At 62.9% G+C, this 24,090-nt stretch carries 17 protein-coding genes; 12 read left to right on the top strand and 5 right to left on the bottom strand.

All coding sequences use genetic code 11. The features are described from left to right. The first annotated feature begins 30 nt into the window (after positions 1–30). Positions 31–903 (top strand): dienelactone hydrolase family protein, encoded by an 873-nt coding sequence (locus GH665_RS37615; protein ID WP_153142057.1) that lies wholly within the window; start codon positions 31–33, stop codon positions 901–903. 133 nt (positions 904–1,036) lie between these two features. Here the strand turns inward: GH665_RS37615 and GH665_RS37610 are convergent, their stop codons facing one another. Further along, positions 1,037–1,906 (bottom strand): sulfurtransferase, encoded by an 870-nt coding sequence (locus tag GH665_RS37610; RefSeq protein ID WP_153142056.1) that lies wholly within the window; start codon positions 1,904–1,906, stop codon positions 1,037–1,039. A 210-nt stretch (positions 1,907–2,116) separates the two neighbouring features. After that, the gene (locus GH665_RS37605; protein WP_153142055.1) at positions 2,117–3,223 is read right to left on the bottom strand and encodes an aromatic ring-hydroxylating oxygenase subunit alpha; all 1,107 of its coding nucleotides are present in this window, start codon (positions 3,221–3,223) and stop codon (positions 2,117–2,119) included. Between the two features lie 287 nt (positions 3,224–3,510). On the opposite strand from GH665_RS37605, the gene GH665_RS37600 reads away from it, so the two are divergent. The 4 genes from GH665_RS37600 (at position 3,511) to folE2 (ending at position 7,850) form a co-directional block, all read left to right on the top strand. Beyond that, positions 3,511–3,819 (top strand): exodeoxyribonuclease VII small subunit, encoded by a 309-nt coding sequence (locus GH665_RS37600; protein WP_030102170.1) that lies wholly within the window; start codon positions 3,511–3,513, stop codon positions 3,817–3,819. After that, positions 3,816–4,697, top strand: a complete 882-nt coding sequence (locus GH665_RS37595) for a polyprenyl synthetase family protein (RefSeq protein WP_028196175.1) — start codon at positions 3,816–3,818, stop codon at positions 4,695–4,697. Before GH665_RS37600 ends, GH665_RS37595 begins: the two co-directional genes overlap by 4 nt. A gap of 85 nt (positions 4,698–4,782) precedes the next feature. Next, the gene (dxs, locus tag GH665_RS37590) at positions 4,783–6,690 is read left to right on the top strand and encodes a 1-deoxy-D-xylulose-5-phosphate synthase (RefSeq protein ID WP_153142054.1); all 1,908 of its coding nucleotides are present in this window, start codon (positions 4,783–4,785) and stop codon (positions 6,688–6,690) included. 353 nt (positions 6,691–7,043) lie between these two features. Beyond that, positions 7,044–7,850 (top strand): GTP cyclohydrolase FolE2, encoded by an 807-nt coding sequence (folE2, locus tag GH665_RS37585; protein WP_153142053.1) that lies wholly within the window; start codon positions 7,044–7,046, stop codon positions 7,848–7,850. 79 nt (positions 7,851–7,929) lie between these two features. On the opposite strand, the gene tsaD is transcribed toward folE2, so the two are convergent. Then, positions 7,930–8,958: a tRNA (adenosine(37)-N6)-threonylcarbamoyltransferase complex transferase subunit TsaD gene (gene tsaD / locus GH665_RS37580; RefSeq protein WP_153142495.1), complete on the bottom strand. Its 1,029-nt coding sequence runs from the start codon at positions 8,956–8,958 to the stop codon at positions 7,930–7,932. Positions 8,959–9,079: 121 nt separating this feature from the next. Between tsaD and GH665_RS37575 the strand changes: the two genes are divergently transcribed. The 7 genes from GH665_RS37575 (at position 9,080) to GH665_RS37545 (ending at position 20,133) form a co-directional block, all read left to right on the top strand. Continuing rightward, positions 9,080–10,297 (top strand): BaiN/RdsA family NAD(P)/FAD-dependent oxidoreductase, encoded by a 1,218-nt coding sequence (locus GH665_RS37575; RefSeq protein ID WP_028196179.1) that lies wholly within the window; start codon positions 9,080–9,082, stop codon positions 10,295–10,297. Positions 10,298–10,365: 68 nt separating this feature from the next. Then, positions 10,366–10,578: a 30S ribosomal protein S21 gene (gene rpsU, locus GH665_RS37570; RefSeq protein WP_028196180.1), complete on the top strand. Its 213-nt coding sequence runs from the start codon at positions 10,366–10,368 to the stop codon at positions 10,576–10,578. Between the two features lie 248 nt (positions 10,579–10,826). After that, positions 10,827–11,273: a GatB/YqeY domain-containing protein gene (locus GH665_RS37565; RefSeq protein WP_028196181.1), complete on the top strand. Its 447-nt coding sequence runs from the start codon at positions 10,827–10,829 to the stop codon at positions 11,271–11,273. Positions 11,274–11,351: 78 nt separating this feature from the next. After that, the gene (dnaG, locus tag GH665_RS37560) at positions 11,352–13,220 is read left to right on the top strand and encodes a DNA primase (RefSeq protein ID WP_153142052.1); all 1,869 of its coding nucleotides are present in this window, start codon (positions 11,352–11,354) and stop codon (positions 13,218–13,220) included. Positions 13,221–13,313: 93 nt separating this feature from the next. Continuing rightward, positions 13,314–15,704, top strand: a complete 2,391-nt coding sequence (rpoD, locus tag GH665_RS37555; RefSeq protein ID WP_153142051.1) for an RNA polymerase sigma factor RpoD — start codon at positions 13,314–13,316, stop codon at positions 15,702–15,704. Between the two features lie 867 nt (positions 15,705–16,571). Beyond that, positions 16,572–18,887, top strand: coding sequence for a hypothetical protein (locus GH665_RS37550; RefSeq protein WP_153142050.1), 2,316 nt, complete (start codon positions 16,572–16,574; stop codon positions 18,885–18,887). Positions 18,888–19,098: 211 nt separating this feature from the next. After that, positions 19,099–20,133, top strand: a complete 1,035-nt coding sequence (locus GH665_RS37545; protein WP_153142049.1) for a J domain-containing protein — start codon at positions 19,099–19,101, stop codon at positions 20,131–20,133. 48 nt (positions 20,134–20,181) lie between these two features. Here the strand turns inward: GH665_RS37545 and GH665_RS37540 are convergent, their stop codons facing one another. Further along, complete coding sequence (locus GH665_RS37540; RefSeq protein WP_153142048.1) at positions 20,182–20,535, bottom strand: hypothetical protein; 354 nt, start codon at positions 20,533–20,535, stop codon at positions 20,182–20,184. Between the two features lie 150 nt (positions 20,536–20,685). Next, positions 20,686–23,997, bottom strand: coding sequence for an autotransporter (locus GH665_RS37535; protein ID WP_246216505.1), 3,312 nt, complete (start codon positions 23,995–23,997; stop codon positions 20,686–20,688). Positions 23,998–24,090: the final 93 nt, after the last annotated feature.

Below are 24,090 nucleotides of genomic sequence, written 5' to 3'. Positions count from 1 at the left end.
TGCATCCAACCTTCCCCCGAGGAGCGCCGCATGCTGAAACCCGAAATCGACAGCCTGATCCCGCACGTTCCTTTCAATCGGCGTACCTTCATCAAGGCTGCGCTCGGCACTGGTTTCGCCGCTGCTGTGCTGCCGGTGTCGGCGCAAACCATCCATACCGATAGCGAAGGCCTTGAGGCCGGTGAGGTCGCGGTGCATTCAGGCGACACGCTGGTGCCGGCTTATCGCGCGCAGCCAAAGGGCAAGACGCATTTGCCGGTAATCATTGTCGTGCACGAGATTTTCGGCGTGCACGAGCATATCGCCGACGTGTGCCGGCGTTTCGCCAAACTGGGTTACCTGGCGATCGCGCCGAATCTGTACGAGCGGCAGGGTGATCCGGGCGTCTACACGAGCATGCAGCAGCTCAACGAGCAACTGGTCAGCAAGGTGCCGGACGACCAGGTCATGGGCGATCTCGATGCAACCGTCGCGTGGGCGGGTGAACACGGTGGCGATCTGAACCGGCTGGGTGTGAACGGTTTCTGCTGGGGCGGGCGGATTGCGTGGTTATATGCCGAGCACAATCCGCGGCTGAAGGCGGGCGTGGCCTGGTATGGGCGCGTAACGGGCCAGAAAACCGCGATGACTCCGGCCAACCCACTCGATGAAGTGGCGCAGTTGCACGCGCCGGTTCTGGGTTTATACGGCCGCCAGGATCAGAGCATTCCGCAAGACACGCTTGAACAGATGAAGCAGGCCATCGCGCAGGGTCCGCAGGCGGGGCGCGGCTCGCAATTCGTCGTGTACGACGACGCTGGCCACGCGTTTTTCGCAGATTACCGGCCGAGTTATAAGAAGGCTGATGCCGAGGACGGCTGGCGACGTGCGCTGGTGTGGTTCAAGCAGCATGGCGTCGCCTGACGGGGCGCGTTCGATACCTTCGTTTGACGTGCCGTAGCGGCGTGCCGATGCGCTCGGCTGGAAGAATGTGAAAGGCCGTGGCCGCTGGAAAGCGGCCACGGCCTTTTGCGAATCGTCCTGCTTGACGGACCGCTTAAGGATTCGGACCCGTTGCAACCGGCCGCTTCGGGTCAGAACTCCACTCGCTCCATGATCCCGCATACAGCGCCGCGCCGTGCATGCCGGCGACTTCCATGGCGAGCGCGTTCACACATGCCGTCACGCCCGAGCCGCATTGCAGCACGACGTGTTCCGGCGACGTATCGCCCAGCAACGCATGGAATTCCTCACGCAGCGTGTGGGCCGGTTTGTAGCGGCCGTCGGCGGTGAGGTTGTCCTTGAAGAACCGGTTGAGCGCGCCAGGAATATGGCCACCGACGCGATCCAGCGTCTCGTTCTCGCCGCGATAGCGATCGTTCGCGCGCGCATCGACCACCACGCGTTCTTTCGTGTTGAGATTGCGCTCGACAGTCTGCGCGTCGACGGTGACAGAAAGCGGTGCGCCGGCTTTGAAGTCGCCCGTGTTCTGCGCCGGCGCATCCTGCGTCAGCGCATGGCCGGCGGCCTGCCAGGCTTGCAAGCCACCGTCGAGCAACGCGACCGCGTCGTGGCCAAGCCAGCGCAGCAGCCACCATGCGCGCGCGGCGTACATGCCGCCCTGCGCGTCATATGCGACCACCTGTTGACCCTGCTTGAGCCCGCGGGACTCCAGCGTCTCCACCAGCCGTGCGCGATCCGGCAGCGGATGGCGGCCATTGGTGCCGTTCTTCGGCCCCGACAGATCGCGATCGAGGTTCAGATAATGCGCGCCGGGCAAATGTCCGGCCAGATAGGCTTTCTCGCCCGCCTCGGTGTCGGCCAGATCGAAACGGCAATCGATGACGAACACGCTGCCTGGCGCGGCGGCCAGCCGTTCCGCGAGATTGGCCGCGGAAATGAGGGTGGTGTAGTGAGTGTGCGGCATGACGTCTCCGGTCCCATGCAAGATGGTTGTAAAGCGGGCGATTGTGGCGCTCGCCCGGCGGCTTGGCGCCGTTAGCGAATGGCCGAACGATACTGATAGTCTAAACAAAAAAAGACGGGCCGAAGCCCGTCTTTCCATGCTTTGATGCAGCTCGCGCAAGGATCGGTTCAAACGCCGATGCATGCGGAGCACGCGCAGAGCGTGCGCGAATCAGATTGTGCCGAGTTCGCGCCGCAAGAACTCGTGGAAGTGCTGCATGCCGTCTTCCATCGGGCTCTGATACGGGCCGACCTGCGATTCGCCGCGTTCCATCAGCGCGCGCCGGCCTGCGTCCATGCGCTCGGCGATCTCGTCGTCTTCGCGGGCCGTTTCCATGTAGGCGGCGCGCTCGGCTTCGACGAATTCGCGTTCGAACAGCGCGATTTCCTCAGGGTAATAGAACTCCACCACATTCGTGGTTTTCTGCGGACCGCGCGGAATCAGCCACGACACGACCAGCACGTGCGGATACCACTCGATCATGATGCCGGGGTAGTACACCATCCAGATCGCGCCGAATTCAGGCGGATTGCCGCCACGGAAACGCAGCACCTCGTCGTGCCATTTACGGTAGGTAGGACTGCCCGGCTGCTCCAGATCCTTGTGGACGCCGACCGTCTGCACGCTGTACCACTCGCCGAATTCCCAGGTCAGGTCGTCGCAATTGACGAAGCTGCCGAGGCCCGGATGGAACGGCGCGACGTGGTAGTCCTCCAGGTAGACCTCGATGAAGGTCTTCCAGTTGTAATTGCACTCGTGCACTTCGACGTGATCGAACATGAAGCCCGAAAAGTCGAAATGTTGCTTGGTGCCGAGGCGCGCCAGATCCCGCGCGACGTCGCGCCCCTGCGCTTCGAACAGCAGGCCTTGCCAGTTCTGCAGCGGCGTGGCGCCGAGATTCAGACAGGGATTGTCCGCAAAATGCGGTGCGCCGAGGAGCTGGCCGTTCAGATCGTACGTCCAGCGATGCAGGGGGCAGACGATGTTCTCCGCCTGGCCGCGGCCGTTGAGCATGATGGCTTGCCGGTGGCGGCACACGTTCGACAGCAGTTCGACTTGCGACTGCTGGTTACGGACGAGCACGCGCCCTTCGCTCTCGCTGGGCAAAGCAAAATAATTCCCCGCTTCGGGCACCATGAGATCGTGGCCGATGTAGCGAGGACCTTTCTTGAAAAGGGTTTCGATTTCGCGCGTTAGAAGCGCTTCGTCAAAGTAAGCCGTGACTGGCAGTTGGCTGTGGACAGACCGCAACTGCAATGCATTGCTCAGATTGGACATTCCCACTCCCGTGAAGACGTGAAAGCAGTGAACAACCCAACCATCGATGGATTCGATTTAGGGAGCCCGCGATTATACCCGATTCCCCTTGTCGGGGGCGCTTAAGTGCCTGATTTGGGTCAAAAATGTCGGGGAAGTTCACGGTTTTCGCCGCAGACCAATCGATTTTTTTCTGCGAGACTGGGGGGCGGATACGGGGGGTAATGGCGGGGCGCGGGCGGGCGATGGGATCGGAAATGTCGCTTTTGCCGTAGAATGTCCGACTTGTTTTAATTTTGCGACTATTCATGGCGAAGACCGCGTCGAAAGATACTGCTGCCGCGTCGGCTGAAGGCGTCGACACCACGCCGCTGCCCGAGAATTACGAGGCGGCCCAGGCTGAGCTGGAGGGGCTGGTTGCGCGCATGGAAAGCGGCAATCTCAGCCTCGAGGAGTCGCTCGCCGCTTACCGGCGCGGTGCGGCTCTCGTCGCATTTTGCCAGCAGCAGCTCGAGAAGGTCGAGCAGCAGGTGCGCGTGCTCGATGGCGAGACGCTCAAGCCGCTGCCCATGAATACCGCAGGCACAGCCGCTACTGAAAGCGGGGACGACCTATGACATTCGAACAATGGACTCGCGCGGTACTCGAACGCGTTGAATCGGCACTGGAACACTATCTGCCCACGCAGGCGACCGAGCCGGCCAAACTGCATGAGGCCATGCGCTATGCGGTGCTGGGCGGCGGCAAGCGGGTGCGCCCGCTGCTATGCCACGCGGCCGGCGAACTGACTGGCGCGCGCGCCGAGTGCCTGGATGCGGCAGCGGCGGCGCTGGAAATGATCCACGTGTACTCGCTCGTGCACGACGACATGCCCTGCATGGACGACGACGCGCTGCGTCGCGGCAAGCCCACGGTACACGTCAAATATGACGAAGCCACGGCGCTGCTGGTCGGCGACGCGTTGCAGGCACAGGCCTTTGTCGCGCTGACGTCGGACGTGCTGGCGCCGGCGCAGCAGGCGTCGCTCGTGCGTGAACTGGCATTGGCGAGCGGCTCGATCGGCATGTGCGGCGGTCAGGCGATCGACCTGGCGAGCGTCGGCCATACGCTGACGCGCGCTCAACTGGAAACCATGCACCGGATGAAAACCGGCGCCTTGCTGCGCGCCGCGGTGCGCATGGGCGCGCTGGCGGGCGAAACGCCGAATGCGGACGCCATGCGTTCACTCGACGCGTATGCGGCCGCTGTCGGCCTCGCGTTTCAGGTTGTCGACGATATTCTCGACGTCACGACCGATTCCGCGACGCTTGGCAAGACGGCAGGTAAAGACGCGAAGGACGGCAAGCCGACCTACGTGTCGATTATTGGGCTAGATGCGTCGCGTGCGCTTGCCGCGCAACTGCGCAGCGACGCTCACGCTGCGATTGCGCCGTTTGGCGCACGCGCGCAGCGTCTGGCCGAATTGGCCGACCTGGTGGTGAACCGGGTTAGCTGAACGCGAAAGCCCGCCGCCGCGCACCTTCGCTACGAGGTGCATGTATGAAGTGCGGGCGCGTAAGTTTTCCTACAATGGAACGACGATGTACGACTTGCTGAAAACCATCGACGACCCGGCAGCTTTGCGCCGCCTTGATCGCCGCCAATTGCAACCGCTTGCCGACGAGTTGCGTGCTTTTGTGCTCGACAGCGTATCGCAGACGGGCGGCCATCTTTCGTCCAATCTCGGCACGGTCGAGTTGACCATTGCTCTGCACTATGTGTTCGACACGCCACGTGACCGGATCGTGTGGGACGTCGGCCATCAAACCTATCCGCACAAGATTCTGACGGGCCGCCGCGAGCAGATGCACACGCTGCGCCAGCTCGGCGGCATCTCGGGCTTCCCGAAGCGCGACGAGTCGGAATACGACACCTTCGGCACCGCACACTCCAGCACGTCGATCTCGGCCGCGCTCGGCATGGCCGTTGCCAGCAAGCTGCAGGGCGAGAACCGCATGGGCATTGCCGTGATCGGCGACGGCGCGATGACGGCCGGCATGGCTTTCGAGGCGATGAACAACGCCGGCGTCGAAGACGACGTGCCGCTGCTGGTCATCCTGAACGACAACGACATGTCGATTTCGCCGCCGGTCGGCGCGCTGAATCGCCATCTGGCGCGCCTGATGTCGGGCCGCTTCTACGCCGCCGCGCGTGCGGGTGTCGAACGCGTGCTGCGTGTCGCGCCGCCCATGCTCGATCTCGCGCGCAAGCTCGAAGAGCACGCGAAGGGCATGATCGTGCCGGCCACGCTCTTCGAAGAGTTCGGTTTCAACTACATCGGCCCGATCGACGGTCACGATCTCGATTCGCTGATCCCGACGCTGCAGAACATCAAGGAGTTGCGTGGTCCGCAATTCCTGCACGTCGTGACGAAAAAGGGTCAGGGCTACAAGCTGGCCGAAGCCGATCCAGTGCTGTACCACGGTCCGGGCAAGTTCAATCCGGCTGAAGGCATCAAGCCGGCCACCACGCCGTCGAAGAAGACCTATACGCAGGTGTTCGGCGAATGGCTGTGCGACGCGGCCGAGCTGGACGCGCGCGTGGTCGGCATCACCCCGGCCATGCGTGAGGGCTCGGGCATGGTCGAGTTCGAGAAGCGCTTCCCGGATCGCTACTTCGACGTCGGTATTGCCGAGCAGCACGCGGTGACGTTCGCCGGCGGTCTGGCCGCTGACGGCATGAAGCCGGTGGTCGCGATCTACTCGACCTTCCTGCAACGCGCGTATGACCAGTTGATCCACGACGTCGCGTTGCAAAACCTGCCGGTGGTGTTCGCCATCGACCGCGCGGGTCTGGTCGGCGCGGACGGCGCGACGCACGCTGGCGCTTACGATCTGGCGTTCATGCGCTGCATCCCGAACATGACGGTGATGGCGGCATCGGACGAAAACGAATGCCGCCAGATGCTGTACACGGCGTTGCAGCAGCCGAACCCGACGGCGGTGCGCTATCCGCGCGGTGCCGGCACGGGCGTGGCAACCGTCAAGCAGATGACGGCGCTGCCGCTCGGCAAGGGCGAGATCCGTCGCGAAACGTCGCAACCGGCCGGCAAGCGGATCGCGATTCTGGCGTTCGGCACGATGGTTGCACCTTCGCTCGCGGCGGCTGAGCAACTGGACGCCACGGTGGCGAACATGCGCTTCGTGAAGCCGCTAGACGCCGAGCTGGTTCGCCAGCTCGCCGAAACGCATGACGCCATCGTCACGGTCGAAGAAGGCTGCGTGATGGGCGGCGCGGGCTCAGCCTGCGTCGAAGCCCTGCTTGAGAGTGGGGTTATGCGACCCGTACTACAATTGGGCCTTCCGGATCGCTTCATCGATCATGGGGATCCAGCCAAGCTGCTCGCCGCGTGCGGTCTCGACGCCACGGGCATCGCAAAGTCGATTCGCGAACGCTTTCTTTCCAGCGGCGCGGTCGCCGGCCAGTCTTCGGTGAAGCGGGTTGCTTAACTGCGGCGCTTAGTTAAGTTGCTTAGTTAGGTCACTGAGTTAGGTCACTGAGTTGCGTTACTTAACTGTGTCGTCGATTGCCTGAGTCGTTCAGCCGCCCTGCCGTGTGCTATGCCGCGGCTATGGCGACCATAGCAATCTCCAAATGAGTCGATGGGCCTTCGGGTCCATCATCCAACGCCGGCAGGGGCCGGCGTTCGCCATTGTGCGACCTGACTTGCACGGTCGCTGACAGCGCCCAAACCTGTCGCTTCGCGACAACCCCTAATGGGGCAATCCGCTAATCTTCCTTGGGGACTTTCCTCGGAGCGGAAACTTGGGACGGCCCGGCGTTTTCTTGAAAGGACAAGAATATGAACCAGATGAACCCCGCCTTTGTGATGCCCGACGTGCAAAGCACGCCCGATACGCGTCAGATTCCGATTCAACGAGTCGGTGTCAAGGCAGTGCGTCATCCGTTGACGGTGCGCACGCAAGGCGGCGACGTACAGCCCTCGGTCGGCACGTGGAATCTCGACGTGCATCTGCCGGCCGATCAGAAAGGCACGCACATGTCGCGTTTTGTCGCGCTGCTTGAAGAGAACAAGGCTCCGCTCGAGGCTGCCACGTTCCGCACCATGCTCGCCGCGATGCTCGAAAAACTCGAGGCCGAGGCCGGTCGTATCGAAGTGTCGTTCCCGTACTTCGTGAATAAAACCGCGCCGGTGTCGGGCGTGCAAAGTCTGCTCGACTATGAAGTGACGTTGACGGGCGAGACTCGCAACGGCGCAACGCGTCTGTTCCTGAAGGTACTGGTGCCGGTCACGAGTCTGTGCCCGTGCTCGAAGAAGATCTCGCAGTACGGCGCGCACAACCAGCGTTCGCACGTCACGATCAATGCCGAGTTGGCGGGCGACGTGGCCGTGGAAGAACTGGTTCGCATCGCTGAAGAAGAAGCCTCGTGCGAGCTGTGGGGCTTGCTCAAGCGTCCGGACGAAAAGTTCGTCACCGAGCGTGCCTACGAAAATCCGAAGTTCGTCGAAGACCTCGTGCGTGATGTCGCGCAACGTCTGAATGCGGACGAGCGCATCGTCGCGTATGTGCTCGAAGCTGAGAACTTCGAATCGATTCACAATCACAGCGCGTACGCCGTGATCGAGCGGGATAAGCGGGTAGCGTGATTCGCGCGGGCTCGACACGCTGCTCAAATAAAAAGCCGCTCAAAAGAGCGGCTTTTTTTACGCCATCAGGTTGCGACGTTCAGCGTGCGAGCGAGGTCAAATCCCAGCGCGGCTTCACGGTGAACGCGTAGTCTTTAGCCGATTGGTCGGGCCAGCGCTGCAATCGCAATGCGCCGGCCAGCGCGATCATCGCGCCGTTGTCCGTGCACAGCGACAGGTCGGGATAGTGCACGAAGAAGTTACGCTTCTTCGCCGCCGCGGAAAGAGCTTCGCGCAGTTGGCGGTTCGCGCCGACCCCGCCCGCGACCACCAGCCGATTGAGCTTGGTCCGTTTGAGCGCGGCCAGCGATTTCGCCGCCAGCACTTCCACGGCCGCGTCGACGAAACCGCGCGCCAGATCGGCTTTCGCCTGCTCGCAGATATTCGCGCCACCGAGCTTCTTGGCGTGCGTGAGGACGGCGGTTTTCAGCCCGCTAAAGCTGAAATCGAGGTCGCCGGAATGCAGCATCGGGCGCGGCAGCACGACTGCGCCGGGCGTGCCGAATTCAGCCATTCGCGATACTTCCGGGCCGCCCGGATAGCCGAGGCCCAGCAGCTTGGCGGTTTTGTCGAAGGCTTCACCGGCTGCGTCGTCCAGCGTTTCGCCGAGTGTTTCGTAGACGCCCACGTCCGTCACGCGCATCAATTGCGTATGGCCGCCCGACACCAGCAGCGCGACGAACGGAAACGGCGGCGGCTCGTCCACCAGCAGCGGCGACAGCAAATGCCCTTCGAGATGGTGGATGCCGATGGTCGGCTTGTCCCAGGCCATGGCCAGCGAATTCGCGACGCTCGCGCCGACCAGCAGCGCGCCCGCGAGGCCAGGCCCCTGCGTATAGGCGATTGCGTCGATGTCGCTGCGTACCGCGCCGGCGCGTTCCATCACCTCTTCGAGCAGCGGCAGCGCGCGCCGGATATGGTCGCGCGACGCCAGCTCCGGGACCACGCCGCCATACTCCCGATGCATCGCAATTTGCGAATGCAGCGCGTGCGCGAGCAGCCCGCGCTCTGTGTCGTAGAGCGCGAGACCGGTTTCGTCGCAGGAGCTTTCGATGCCGAGAACGAGCATGTTGGTGGGTTTGAGCGGGCGCGCGAGTGAATCCACCCCGGCGTCCAAATATGAAAAGGCAAGCCTGAAAGTATAGCAGCGCGGGCGAGGGGCCGCAGACGCGCGGGTACAATGCGGCCCCATGGAATCCTTCGATATCGCAGTGATCGGCGCGGGCGCGGCCGGCATGATGTGCGCGGCCGTGGCCGGGCAACTCGGTCGTCGCGTGGTGCTGATCGACCACTCGCAGCGCCTCGCGGAGAAAATCCGCATTTCCGGCGGCGGCCGGTGCAACTTCACGAATCTGTACGCCGGGCCGGCCAATTACCTGTCGGCCAACCCCCATTTCTGCCGCTCGGCGCTGGCGCGCTACACGCCGCGCGACTTCATGGCGCTCCTCAAGCGCCATCACGTGACATGGCACGAGAAGCACAAGGGGCAGTTGTTCTGCGATCAGTCGAGCGACGCGGTCATCAACGTACTGAAGAGCGAGTGTGACGCGGGCCGCATTGCGTGGCGCACGCCGCTCGCGGTCGAGCAGGTGCGGCATGACGCCGAAGGGCGCTTCACGCTGGATACCCACTCGGGCCCGATCACGGCCCGCGCGCTCGTGGTGGCGACCGGCGGCCTGTCGATTCCCAAGATCGGCGCCACGGATTTTGCTTACCGCGTTGCGAAGCAATTCGGCCACAAGCTGATCGACACCCGCCCCGCGCTGGTCCCGCTGACCTTCGCACCAGCCGACTGGGAGCCGTTCGCGGCGCTTTCCGGCGTGTCGCTCGAGGTGCAACTGGCGACCGGTAATAAGAAGACCGGCGCCGAATTCAACGAAGACCTGCTGCTCACCCACCGCGGACTGTCGGGTCCGGGCGTTCTGCAGATTTCGAGCTACTGGCAGCCCGGCGAGCCGATTCACATTAATCTGCTGCCCGAGCAGGATGCCACGACCGCATTGCTGGAAGCCAAAACCGGCACGAAGCGCCAGATCGCCAATCTGCTCTCCGAATGGGTGCCGCAACGGCTTGCCCACGTCTGGCTGGAAACCCACCAGATTCCCGCCGAAGCGCGTGTGGCCGACTTGCCGGACAAGACCCTGCGCCGTGTCGGTGAGGCTTTGTCGCGCTGGACGCTCACCCCGAACGGCACGGAAGGCTATCGCAAGGCCGAAGTCACGCGCGGCGGGATCGACACGCGCGACCTGTCGTCGGCAACGATGATGAGCGCCCGCACGCCGGGTTTGTACTTCATCGGCGAGGCTGTCGACGTGACCGGCTGGCTCGGCGGCTACAACTTCCAATGGGCGTGGGCCTCCGGCGTGGCGGCCGGCCAGGCGGCCGCGGAGTACGTTCTGGGGGCTTGACGGCGCATTAGCTTTGTGAGAAAGCTCTGCTATACTCCTGAACCTTTACAAAGTTCCGTTATTGAAAAATGACGACCATCCGCGTAAAAGACAACGAGCCCTTTGAAGTTGCCATGCGGCGCTTCAAGCGCACGATGGAAAAAAACGGGTTGCTAACGGAACTACGCGCCCGCGAGTTTTACGAAAAGCCTACGGCCGAGCGCAAGCGCAAGAAGGCGGCTGCGGTTAAGCGTCATTTCAAGCGTCTGCGGGGCCAGATGCTGCCAAAGAAGTTCTACTGATTCTGGCGTTGCCGCGGTTCCTGTCGAACGGGGCGGCGACATCCAACGGTGGCGGCACAGCAGGTGCCGTCGCGGAAAACACGGCCCTTCGGGCCAGCCGGCAGGGTCGCATCCACTACGCAAAATCGCGCCAACCCGCTTGAGGAAGCTGTCCCAAGCGGGCGTTTGTGTTGGATACGGCGTGTCGATGCGGGGCAGGTTGGGGCTAGCCGGCCGGTTTTTAAATTTTCAACGCATTCAGGTGAGTGATGAGTCTCAAGGACCAGATCAACGACGATATGAAGGCTGCCATGCGGGCGCGCGAGACCGAGCGTCTCGGCACGATCCGCTTGCTGCTCGCGGCGGTCAAGCAGCGCGAAGTCGACGAACGCGTCACCCTTGACGACGCGGCGATCACCGCCGTCATCGACAAGATGATCAAGCAGCGCAAAGACTCGATCAGCCAGTTCGAAGCCGCGGGCCGTACGGATCTCGCCGACAAGGAAAAGGCCGAACTGGCCATCCTGTCCGCCTATATGCCGGCGCAGATGTCCGAAGCGGAGATCGTTGCCGAAGTTCAGGCCGCGGTCGCGCAAACCGGCGCTGCCGGCCCGCAGGACATGGGCAAGGTGATGGGCGTGCTCAAGCCGAAGCTGGCCGGCCGCGCCGACATGACCGCCGTCTCGGCGCAAGTCAAAGCCGCGCTCGCGAAGTAATTCCTGTATTTCCGGTCTGCACGCGCCGTTGTTCGACGGCACGCGCAGCCTTGAGCTTTTTAGGTAGCGTCATTCACTGTGATTCCACCGTCATTCCTGCAGGACCTGCTCAACCGCGTCGATATTGTCGACGTGGTCGGCCGGTATGTGCAGTTGAAAAAGGGCGGCGCGAACTTCATGGGGCTATGTCCGTTTCACAACGAGAAAAGCCCCTCGTTTACGGTTAGTCCGACTAAACAGTTCTATCACTGCTTCGGTTGCGGCGCGCATGGTACGGCGATCGGCTTCCTGATGGAGCACGTCGGTTCCACCTTCCCGGAGGCGGTCAACGAACTCGCGCAATCGGTTGGCTTGACCGTGCCGAACGAGCCGTCGCCGGGCTATGGCGGTGGGGGCGGAGGTGGGTATGCGCCCGGCGCGTCCAAGGCTGTCACCACGGCGCTGTCCGATGTCATGCAAACCGCCTGCGATTTCTACCGCAAGCAGTTGCGCAGCGCGCCGAACGCGATCCAGTATCTGAAGAAACGTGGCCTGACCGGCGAGATCGCCGCCCGCTTCGGCCTCGGCTATGCACCGGACGGCTGGCAGAACCTCGAACCCGCGTTCCCCAACTATCGGGACGATTCACTGGTCGAATCGGGTCTTGTGATCGTCAGCGAAAAGTCGGATGCACAAGGCCAGAACCGCCGGTATGACCGCTTTCGCGAGCGGATCATGTTCCCGATACGCAACGTGAAAGGGCAGGTAATCGGCTTCGGCGGGCGCGTGCTGGACGGCGGCGAGCCGAAGTATTTGAATTCGCCCGAAACGCCTCTATTTAACAAAGGCAGCGAGCTGTATGGGCTGTTCGAGGCACGTCTGGCGATTCGCGAGCAGCATTACGTGCTGGTGGTCGAAGGCTACATGGACGTGGTCGCGCTGGCCCAATTGGGGTTCCAGAACGCGGTGGCCACGCTCGGCACGGCCTGCACGCCGATTCATGTGCAGAAACTGATGCGCCAGACCGATACGGTCATTTTCAGCTTCGACGGCGATTCGGCCGGGCGCCGCGCCGCGCGCCGGGCGCTGGATGCCTGCCTGCCGCACGCGGCGGACAACCGAACCATCCGGTTCCTGTTTTTGCCGTCCGAGCACGATCCGGACAGCTATGTGCGCGAATTCGGCACCGAAGCGTTCGCCGAGCAGGTCGAGCGCGCCATGCCGCTGTCGCAGTTCATGCTGAACGAGGTGCTGACCGGCAAGGAGCTGGACCAGCCGGAAGGCCGCGCCCGCGCGCTGTTCGACGCGAAACCGTTGCTCCAGCAACTGCCGGCGAATGCGCTGCGCGCGCAGATCATGCATATGTTTGCCGACCGGCTCGACGTGCCGTTCGAAGAAGTGGCCGCCTTATGCGAGGTCGACGCCCGGATCGCGGCGGCCGCCCGATCGGCGCCGGCCCGCAAAGACCGGCGCAGTGTGACCGGGATCGAAGAAAAGACGCTGCGCAATCTGGTGATGTATCCGCGCACGGTCGCGGTGCTCGACGAGGAGGCCGAGCAGGCGCTCCTGAGCGTCACGCGGCATGGTGAACTGTTCGAAGAGGTGACGACGCATGCCCGCGCACTGGGCGATTCGGCGGAGTTTCAGTTGCTGTCCGACCTATTGCGAAACGGCGCAAATGCCCCAACTTTCGAGGAAATCTTTCGCAAAATTCTAGACTATGATGAAAACGTCCGGGATTTACTGCTGAAGGACCCGGAGGATGCGACCGTCATCGAGGAACGGCGCGAGCAGGAACGGATCGTCGGAGAGGAGCTGAAAGCGGCGATTCTGAAGATGCGATACGACGCTTACTGCGATCGCCTCGAGCAGCTTTCGCGGCAATCCCGGCACACGCCGGAGGAGTTTGCGGAGCTGACGGGCCTGAATCAGAAACGGGCTGAGATGAAGCGCCAGCTGGGGCTGTAAGCGAGGTGGCAGAAGGCTGGGTGGTATAATAAAAGGTTTCTAGCGGTTTGTTTTTTCAATGGTTTTCCTAGCAAAGGCGAAAAGGCGATTGCGATGGCAAAGACACCAGGCGGAAAAAAAGCAACAGGCACGGGCTCGAACGAGTCGACCAGAAAGGTCACTGAGGCCAAGTTAGCTTCTTCCCCTAAAAAAACGTCTGCCGCAAGCGTCACACCTGCTGCCGGGAAGAAATCCTCGACCAGTTCCGCTGCGCGCGCGGAGCCGGTCAGGGCGGCGAAAGCTGTACCACCACCGGCCGCAAAACGGCCGGGTGTCAGAAGCGCAAGGGAAGCGCCTGCCGCGCAGGACGATGCGGTAGAGCGCGAGATTCCAGTATCCACGGTTCAACCGGCTGTTGTCCAACAGCCGCGAGTCGAGACTACAGCCGGTACGACGAACTCCATGACGAAAAAGCTGAACGAAACACCCGTCGATGACGACGCAACCCAAAGCGAAGAAACCCCTGCGGCCGTTCCCGGCAAGGTGGAGAAGGTCAAGGCTCGCGATCGTCGTGCAAAGGAAAAAGCACTGCTGAAAGACGCGTTCGCGTCGTCGCAGCCGGGCACCGTCGAGGAACTCGAAGAGCGCCGCTCCAAACTGCGCGCGCTGATCAAGCTCGGCAAGGAGCGCGGCTTCCTCACGTACGCGGAAATCAACGACCACCTGCCGGACAACTTCACCGAGACCGAGGCGATCGAAGGCATCATCAGCACGTTCAACGACATGGGCGTGGCCGTGTATGAGCAGGCGCCGGATGCTGAAACGCTGCTGTTGAACGACAACGCGCCCGCCGCTTCGTCAGACGACGAAGTGGAAGAGGAAGCGGAAGTCGCGCTCTCCACGGTCGACTCCGAATTCGGCCGTACAACGGACCCGGTCCGCATGTACATGCGCGAAATGGGTACGGTCGAGCTGCTCACGCGCGAAGGCGAAATCGAAATCGCCAAGCGGATCGAAGACGGCCTCAAGCACATGGTGATGGCGATCTCCGCGTGCCCGACCACGATTGCCGACATTCTGGCGATGGCTGAACGCGTCGCGAACGAGGAAATCCGCATCGACGAACTGGTCGACGGCCTGATCGACGCCAACGCGGAAGATGCGGACGGCTTCTCGGTGCAGGAAGCGGAAGCGATCGAGAACGAAGACGAGGAAGCCGAGGAAGAAGAGTCGGACGACGAAGAAGAAGACGACGGTGCGGCGCAAGCCACCGCCAACGCGGCGCAGATGGAAGCGCTCAAGCGTGCATCCCTCGAGAAGTTTGCTCTCATCAGCGAATGGTTCGACAAGATGCGCCGCGCGTTCGAGAAGGAAGGCTACAAGTCCAAGTCGTATCTGAAGGCTCAGGAAACGATCCAGAACGAACTGATGACGATCCGCTTTACCGCGCGCACCGTCGAGCGTCTGTGCGACACCTTGCGTGCGCAGGTAGACGAAGTGCGTCAGGTCGAGCGTCAGATCCTGCATACGGTGGTCGACAAGTGCGGCATGCCGCGTGCGGAATTCATCGCGCGTTTCCCGGGCAGTGAAACCGATCTGGAATGGGCTGACAAGATCGTTGGCGAAGGTCACGCATATAGCGCGATCCTTACGCGTAACATTCCGGCCATTCGCGAACAGCAGCAACGTCTGCTCGATTTGCAGGCGCGTGTCGTACTGCCGCTGAAGGACCTGAAGGAAACCAACCGTCAGATGGCGGCGGGTGAGTTGAAGGCGCGTCAGGCGAAGCGCGAAATGACCGAGGCGAACTTGCGTCTCGTGATCTCGATCGCGAAGAAGTACACGAACCGTGGTTTGCAGTTCCTCGACCTGATTCAGGAAGGCAACATTGGCCTGATGAAGGCGGTGGACAAGTTCGAATATCGTCGCGGCTACAAGTTCTCCACGTATGCAACGTGGTGGATCCGTCAGGCCATTACGCGTTCGATTGCTGACCAGGCGCGCACGATCCGGATTCCGGTTCACATGATCGAAACGATCAACAAGATGAACCGCATCTCGCGTCAGATTTTGCAGGAAACCGGTCTCGAGCCGGATCCGGCAACGCTGGCTGAAAAGATGGAAATGCCGGAAGACAAGATCCGCAAGATCATGAAGATCGCGAAGGAACCGATCTCCATGGAAACGCCGATCGGTGACGACGACGATTCGCATCTGGGCGACTTTATCGAAGATACGAACACGGTCGCGCCGGCCGACGCTGCGTTGCATGCCAGCATGCGCGATGTCGTGAAAGACGTGCTCGACTCGCTGACGCCGCGTGAAGCCAAGGTGTTGCGCATGCGTTTCGGTATTGAGATGAGCACCGATCACACGCTCGAAGAAGTCGGTAAGCAGTTCGACGTGACGCGTGAACGGATCCGTCAGATCGAGGCGAAGGCGCTGCGCAAATTGCGTCACCCGAGCCGCTCGGACAAGCTGAAGTCGTTCCTCGAAGGGAATTGATCGAAGTTGGCGGGAGGTAGGAAATTCAGGGGCTTCCGGGTTGTTTCGCGAGAGCGAAGCGGTCACGGAGGCCCCTTTTTCGTGTAGTATGTCGGCCAATCGGAATGGGCCCGGCCTTCATGACCGGGTCTTTTTCTTTGGTTGCGTCTGGTAGTCGTCGGATACAGTAAAATCATTAGTTCTCAGGGCCTCTAGCTCATGCTTGGTTAGAGCAGCGGACTTAGCAAAGGCTCACCTAAACCGTGCAGCACGGCATGGTGAGTCATGAATGGGTTGCCTTGGGGTAAGTTAGCTCTGCCCCTTGGTAGAACTGCTCAAATTCGGGGAACCCTCTGTTGCCTTGGCAGCGTGGAAATCCCGAGCGAAGCTCTCTTGTAGAGAACGTGTAGAGACTGAACGGGCAGGTCGTAAAGACAAGAGACAGTCCAGACCACAAACCCGAAAGGGGCGGTGAAAACCGTAGCTGGTAAGCATAATCCGTTGGTGCCGTGTTCGACTCACGGGAGGCCCACCAAATACCTGAAAGCCACTCTTCATGAGTGGCTTTTTCTTTTTGCGCGCTCAGCCTGCTTCGGCTTTCAACCACTGACTTCGCCTCTTCATCCCATCCTCGTTCTGACACGATTACCCTGAAAACCCCCTTGGCTTAGGCTTGGTAAGTCAATCGGTATCTGGCATTCCGGGAGTCGTTCGATGTTTTCGAAAATCAATGCAGGCCTCCGAAATCCGTTTTCCACTTCCGCTGATCCGAAAGACATTAATAAGGATTCCATCGGAAAGGGCAAACAAAAAGCTACCGGAACATGGACCAGCATCGCGTTAAATGACCTCAAGCGCGACACATCCAACAATGCAAACGGCGCCGCCTTGTCGCCGACGCATGCCTTCGATGTGCTGGGCTTTACGATGCCCGATCGCCACGCGACGCAGAACATGTCGTCGTCCGCGGCGGGCGCGGGTACTGGTACCGGTACATCCGGCACGACGCCCCAAACCGGACAGATCGCGCAGGTTTCTTCCAGCAATCGCATGCAGCAGCATGAGGCGTTTGCTCAACCCAACACCCGTTTTCGCGAGTTTCTCAAGGACCACGGATTGCAGGTCGTCCCCAATCCGGGAAGAGGAAACAATTGCTCGATCTATGCGCTCGTGCAACATGCATCGCCCTCCCTGCGGGGACCCGCACTCGACCGTGAAGTGGCTGAAATCCGTCAGCAGTTCGACCAGCGCCATCCCGACGAGCAGGGCAACATGCTCCTGCTCGATGGACAACAGGGCGGCCATGCGTCCGACCTGATCTCGCTGGTCAATCAGCGGTACAACGTCGATATGGCCGTAGGTGTGGTCCAGGCCGGTATCGAGTCGTCACATCCTGTCACGCAGCTTGGCGTGTATGAGGGCAGCAGCGCCAGACCGCCTGGCAGCGAGCCGACCCATCGGGTGGTGGTTTGGGACGAGGGCGGTCACTTCGAAGCGATCAAGCCCTTGTCGCAGACCGGGCACAGCTTTGGAGTGTCGACGCCCACCAGTACGCGGCCACCGGCCACACCGCATGTCAAGTTCACACCCGACACAAAATTGCCGGTATCGCCTCCCGTTGCCAGCCAGCAATCCACAGCCGCAACGAACGTGGTCAAGGGCGCGGTCAAGAGTGCGGTCGAAAGCACCGGCAACCCCTTCGACAAGCTCCTTTCGATCGGGTCCAGGCGCCTGCCGTCACGAGCGCAGCAGACTTCGTTGTCCACTTCGCCGGAGAAGGTCGAGTTCAAGCCGCTGTCCTTTACGCCAGACGGATCGGACTGGCTCAACGGCATTCCTCACGTCGATCCCACCGCGCTGGCGCAGCCCGCCGCGAAGCCTGAGGGAGGCATCGATCCCGGTTTCATCGTGCCGTCGACAAAGTCGCAGCCCGGTCAGGCATTCGATCGAAGCAAGCCGGGTTTCACCGCGGTCGAAGTCAACGGTATCAGGCCGTACGGCAATCTCTTCAACGCCTTTGCTGCCAATTCGCACGGCGAAGAAAGCACCAATCTTGCACTCACCGGGATCTCCGTTGGCGGAGCGCATGAACTGGTGGCCGGCGGCTTCAACAGTCACGCACTGTTCGCCTCGGGAAGAAAGCGTGCACGTTATGGCAATCAGCTTGCGTCTATGCTGCAGAAAGACGTACAGCGTTTCAGGAGCAATCCGAATCAGGAAACGATGATTGTCACCAAAGACAAGAAGGGGCAGTTTACCTACGACCTGCCCAAGGTCGCGAAGCTGGCCGCGAGCGTCAACCCCAAGTATGCGGACGAAATTGCCCATGCAAAAAACGTCCTGCTGACGGCCTATATCAAGGACGAAGTGGCGGGCAAACGCCAGAATCGCGCTATCTACGAGCTCGGGCGCAACACCTTGGGCGTGACGTCCGCGGCGCTGCTGGTGGCCGGAACGCACGGTCTCGCGGCCGCTGCGGCCAGTGCGCCGGCGATTGCGACCAAGCAGGCCGGACTCGGCATCGGCATGGCGAATGCGCTGGATGTAGGCAAGGGTGTGCGAGGCGTCAAACAGCGTATCCGCGATAGCAAGCAGCAGGAGATCGACGGCAACTTCCTCAGACAACGCCTGAATCTGCAGCGCGGCGCCATACCGGAGGACACGCCCGACGAAGCCATCGACGGCGTTCATGCCGCCATGCGCGACAACGCAACTGTCGAGGCCGACGCAAAAGTGTTCGGCAAGATTTTTCCGGGCAGCATCATCAACGAGCAGAAATCCTCGGCGAAGAAGAGCGAACTCGGCGATCAGGTAGCGGCTCACGCGTTGACCGTGATCGACTATCACGTCGACCAGTTCGCCGCCCGTGGCTTCGGCAATCTCGAGGAGTTTCACCGCACGGTGCATCGCCCGGGGGCTTCGTTGCGCGAAAAGAAGAAGGTGCTTACCGCGTCGGTCAAAGGCGACACTAACCTTCGCACGGCCTACGACCTGTTGCGCGATCTCGGCATGCGGCGCAGCGAAGCGACGGCGGCCATCCAGAGCGTCGTCGTGCGCAAGATCGAAAGCAAGCTGGCGACCGATCCCGCCAAACCGATCGGCAGCGCGACGACTGCCGCAAAGAACAAGGCCAGCGAGCCCCAAACGAACGAGCCGGATCGCGGCGACGTGGCCGCCATGAAAACGGTGATGACGCGCAGATAGCATGCGCCGCGCATGTCCGTCTCTGCCGGCTCCCTGCTTCGTGCCGGCAGCGCTCCCTTCGCACTGAGCGCGGCGCGATAGGGCGACCGGCGAATAATGGCCGAGGGCCTTCATAGGCCCCTTTCCGTTTGACGTCTGACGTTCGACGTGATTGACATGTTTAGCGCGTTTTCACGTTTGCCTCGTTCACGTTTTGCCGAGGAGCAGGTTTATGTCCATGAGAATTCCGGAGAACCCTGCGGCTGGTTCTGCCGCTGGGCCACAGTCTGACGATGCAGGCGGCAGGGCTAATGCGTCGCAAGCGGATACCCCACGCGGCGGAGTGCGCGGCGCGGTCATGGCGGGTCTGTCCGGTCTCGCCGGGGTGCAGCAGCGGATGGCAGGCGGGCTGCGCCAGGCGGATGTAAAACTGCGCGACACGTTTCGCAGTGCGCGAGTCCAGGCAAAAGCCGGGATGGCGAGCGCACGCACGGCCGGTCAGCGCTTTTTCGGTTTTCCACGGCCGCTAGGCGGGCGTTTCGATGCCGGCTGGCCACGCCAGGGCAGCGGTTACGGCCCGTCTTACTCCGCCTTTACCCAGCCGATGTCCGGCAAGATGCGCTATGGCGCACCGCTTCTGAGCGGGCTCGGCGGTGGCCTCGCCATGCTGGCGGGTTATGGGGTGGGCATGCTGGGCGTTGGCGCGCTGGGCATGGGCGGGGTCGGCATGCTGCCCTTGCTGGTGGGCGCGGCGGCGTTTTCCGCCATGCGGCGCGCCAGTCTGGTGAGAGCCGCTCAGTACGGCTGTGCGTACAACGGCAATGCTGTGCCGTCGAACGGTCAGTACGGGCCTCGCCCGAGCACCTGGGGGCCGTCGTGGGGTATGCCGCCACCCGATGCACCGCAGACGCGACGGGCGACGCGCGGCACACCGCCTTCGGGCGATTCGGCGGGCGCACGCCGCCAGTCTTCACGCGGCGCAAGCAGTTGGTCGAATCGCGGCGGTGCCACCGGCCGTACAGCGGCTCCGCAACCCGAACAGCGCCGGGAGGTGCCCGCGTGGGCGGCCGTCCTCGGCGTATCGCCAGATGCCGGCGAGCGCGAGATACAGGCGGCCCATAGGGCGCTCTCAAAGGAGCACCATCCGGACCTGGGGGGCGACGGACACGGGATGGCAGACATCAACGTGGCGCGAGACGATGCTTTGAAAGACATCAGGGCACGCAAGGCGGCGGGCGGCAGCGAGGACTACGATCTGGCAGCCTGACGCCGGAATTCTCCCTTCTCCGCGGATAAAAGGGAGCCACGGGCATGCCTACTGCCCGCGCCCCTTGGCAAGTTGCCCGCGGCAATAGGCGAGATACTTCGGGTAGACGTCGGCGGCCGGCACATTGGCGTATTTGCCGTACAGGCCGTTGACGAAGGCAGGCAACTCGGCCCGCGCTCGCATCGCCGTCTCGTAGGGCATCTGTTCGCTCTGCAGCATGATCTTGCGCAGTTCGCTTTCCTTCGGGACACCTGCATCGCGATCCCGCGCGATGGCTTGCGCCGAATGGGCTTCGGCCTGGCAGGCCATGTCCGAATAGTCCGGTGCAGCTTGCGCCGACGTCGCGACGACGAGGGCAACTCCGAACGGGAAGAAAGCGTTTTTGATCGACTGTCGCTGCACTGTGTCTACCGGCTTGAGGTCATCGATCGTCTGATCTTAGGCAATCCGCACGGCGATTGGCAAACTGGAAACTTCGTAAATTGCGGGGCCAGTTCGCTTGCGGCGCGAGGCATGCCGCATTGGAGCGCGCGTGGCGCGTCGTGTGTCACGCTACGTGCCGCGTTCGTCGAGTTCCTCCAGCACCTCGAACGGCACACTTTCGGTCACGATTTCACGGTCACCGGTCGCGCTGGTTCGGGTACTCAGCTGGAACATCATGTTGGGCCCGAAGCTCTGCGTGTAGGTGTTGCGCTCCTTGACCTTCAACTCGATCGGCATCCACGACGACGGCGCGCCGAGAATCTCCGCGTTACGCGCGTCGACCGTCTCCCTCACGTGCGGATCGTTGCCCGATTGCGCGAGCCAGGCCGCGTTCGCATCGAGCCGCAGCGCCGCGTCGCGATGCAAGCGATAGCGATACATGTAGGTCAGATTGGGCCGCTGGTTCTTGCGCACCGTCGCCAGATGCTGGTCGATGCGCTGGCTGGCGAGCACCCGCGGATCCTCCTGCGGTGCCTGGCCGCCCGCAGGTGCCTGCCCGCCCTCGCGCTGCCGCTGAGCGATGATCTTGGCGGCGAAGAGCTCGATCAGCTCCGGACGGGCAGCGTCGACGGCACGGGTGTACATGCGGGCGTCGAGAAATTCGACGTCGAGCATGCTCGCGCGGTAGTTCAGCTTGCCGTCTTCGCGCACCAGTTGCAGCTTGGCTGAGCGGTTCCGGTCACTGAGGGTCATCGTGGCGGCCGGCGTATCGACCGAAAACAGGCCGACACTGGTTTTGCCGGCCGCATCGAGCGCATGCGAGAAACCAGGTGCGATGCCGCCGCGCATCTGCCACAGGCTGCCCAATCCCACACGATGCTGTTCGACCTGGAGGCGGCCGGTGCGCTCGGCGGAATCGACCGTCTGCTTCGACTTTTCCCACCCTACCCCGAGTGATGGGCCAACCCGGACCGACATGCGCTCCGTACCGTGGCCGAAGGCCGGCAGCTTGACCGTTGCAGTCGCATCGACCGTGACGCCGCGCCGCGTATTGCTGGCTTGCCCGGCGGTCCAACTGATCGACACGTCGGGATCGTCGAAGAAGCGCTCTGCAAGACGGTTCCAGACGCCGTTCGAACCGTCGCCATGGGCCTCCGTGGCTTCGTTGAACACGTGGTCGACAATCTCGTTCAGCTTGTCGCGCATCGCCTTGTCGTCATACCCGGAGCCATCGGCCTTGACGCGCCGAGCGACGCGCAACGACACGCCGCGCGGCTGCGTGAGTTCCCGCGAGTGGAGAATCACGTTGGTGACCAGCCCCGCCCGTACGGCGGTGATCCCTGCTTCGAGGTCGTAACCGACCATCAGCCCGGCACCCGCGTGACGAACCGTGCTCTCCGCGGTGCCGACGAACATCTCGACCCCGTGCGTCGCACGGCTCACTTCGACGACGGACTCACGCGTGCGCGACGCCCGCAGGTCGAGGCGTGGCGAAACCGGAATGCCATGAGCCTGCATCAGCGTCGCGTTGAGGCCGCGCGTGCTGACACCCTGGCGGCTGCCATCGGTCAGCCGCAGGCGTGCGCCTGACGGCAATCCGTCGATCACGTCCTTGAGCGTCGCGCGCACGTCGTCGGCATTGTCGGCGGCACGCGCCGGTGTTGCGGGCTCGGCGAGCGTGCGCAGGGTGTCGACCGAGGCCCAGAACGGGGCGTCGTCGGGCACGCGCGCGACCTTGCCCCAGACCGCCAGCCGTTCGATCGTGAACGGCTGTTTCGCGATCGCGTTGAACGGCCGTGTTTTGGCGAGCTGCTGCGGCGTCATCGCGCTCCAGCGCGTGGTCTGCTGCCGGACGTGGGCGAGCAGGTGTGCCGAGGGCGCGTCCCCTGGTTGCAGTGCCGCGCTCATCTGCTGGGCGCGCTGCGCGGTCGCGACAATCGCGTCTTCGTCCATCCGGCCATGTGGAAAACCACCGCGTTCGAGCCACGTATGCAGCGCTGCCAGTTCGACCAGCGAGCGTTCCGGCCGCGCATGAGCGAGCGCTGCCGCGGGCTGCAACGCGGCGCTCTGGTCGAATGTCAGGCGGGCTTCGCGCAGGCCCCTTTGCAGCGCGGCACGCTCTTCTGCGACGGTCTTGCGCGGCACGCCCTGGGTGCCGTAACGCAGCGCGGACAGCGGCGATTTGTGCTTGCCGCGGAACATGCGTGGCAGCAGCGTTTTCCAGCGGTTTTCGCCGACCCGGCCGATCGTCTTCGCGGAGAATTTGTTCAGACGCTCGCGGGCCTGCGATAGATCGCTATGCCGTTCGTCTTCGCTGAACGACTGGCGCCACGCGAAGAACGCGCCTCGCTGATCGGGCGTCAGTGCGTCGCGGCCGTGTTCGAGGAGGGTCGCTGCGGCATCGAAGGCACGTTTGGCGAGCGCGTTCGGCCCCGGTTCGTCAGCGCTGAGTGGTCCGTTGCCGAGCCCGGTTTGTTGTGCGATCGCGCCGGGGGCACGATCCTGTCCGGGAGGGTACGGCGTGCCTGGCGGCGTTGGGTCGAGTGCATCGGCACTCTCCAGCAGGACTTTGACCGCGAGCCGCTGGTTGGCGTCGGCGAACGGCTGCATGACGGACGTGCGCAGCGCGTCGAGGGTCTCGAAGCCTTCGCTCGAACGCGACAACACACGCGCGATCTGCCACGCCTCGCGTTCGGCGGGGCTGGTGGAGTGGCTCGTGTGCGGCGCGCGGAAGTCGAGCATGCCGACTCGTTCGAGCGCCAACTGCGCGTGCTGGACGTCCGTGATGCCGGCCTGTTTGACGGCTTGCGCAAGCAGCGCGCCGCGCGTAGCGGCGGTGGCCGGCGGCGTGGGCGTCGCGGCGTCTGGCGGCGTGAGATGGTAGAGCCGGGACGCGAACGCGCTGACATCGAGCAGGCGCCCGGGCGGGCAGATGAATTGCTGTTGCACGTACGCGAGCAGATCTTCGCGTGTGGCAACCGCATCGAGTGGCGCAGGGTGCGGCTGTCCTGTGGGGGTCGCGACGGACGTCGTCTGCGATGCCGTTTGTGCGACAGCCTGTGACACCAGTTCGTCGGTGATCTCGAGTGCCGAGCCGGCGACTTGCGCCTGCCTTGGCGGCTGTTGCGGCGCGTAGCGCTTGTTGCCTTCGACATAGTTCTCCGGCCCCGATGTTCTGCCGTGCGTGCTGTGCTGATTGACCAGCGTGCTGAGATCGAAGCGGCGCGCACGGAAGGTATCCGCCGAGCGCGACAACGACGCCTTGAGCCGCCCAAACACCCCGTGCGGGACCGCCGGCTGAGGCGTGTTCACGTGATGCGACGGCGCCGTACCGGGCGGCTGCGTCGCGGCGGCCGCGTTGGCGGCGTGCGCGTCAGGGCCGGTTTCGATGAATTGCGAGGCGGCAGGGGCCGGAAGGTTGATCCGGTTGCGATCGGACATGGCAGCGCGGCAGCGTGGGACCGGCTTGCACTATGGCCGTCGAATGTGACACGCGAGTCCGCGGGAAAAGCCGTGAAGCGAACCTATGACCGG

Source organism: Paraburkholderia agricolaris (assembly GCF_009455635.1).
Taxonomy (GTDB): domain Bacteria; phylum Pseudomonadota; class Gammaproteobacteria; order Burkholderiales; family Burkholderiaceae; genus Paraburkholderia; species Paraburkholderia agricolaris.
Note: the sequence above shows the minus strand (reverse complement) of the source record. Positions and strands in the feature narration are given on the sequence as shown.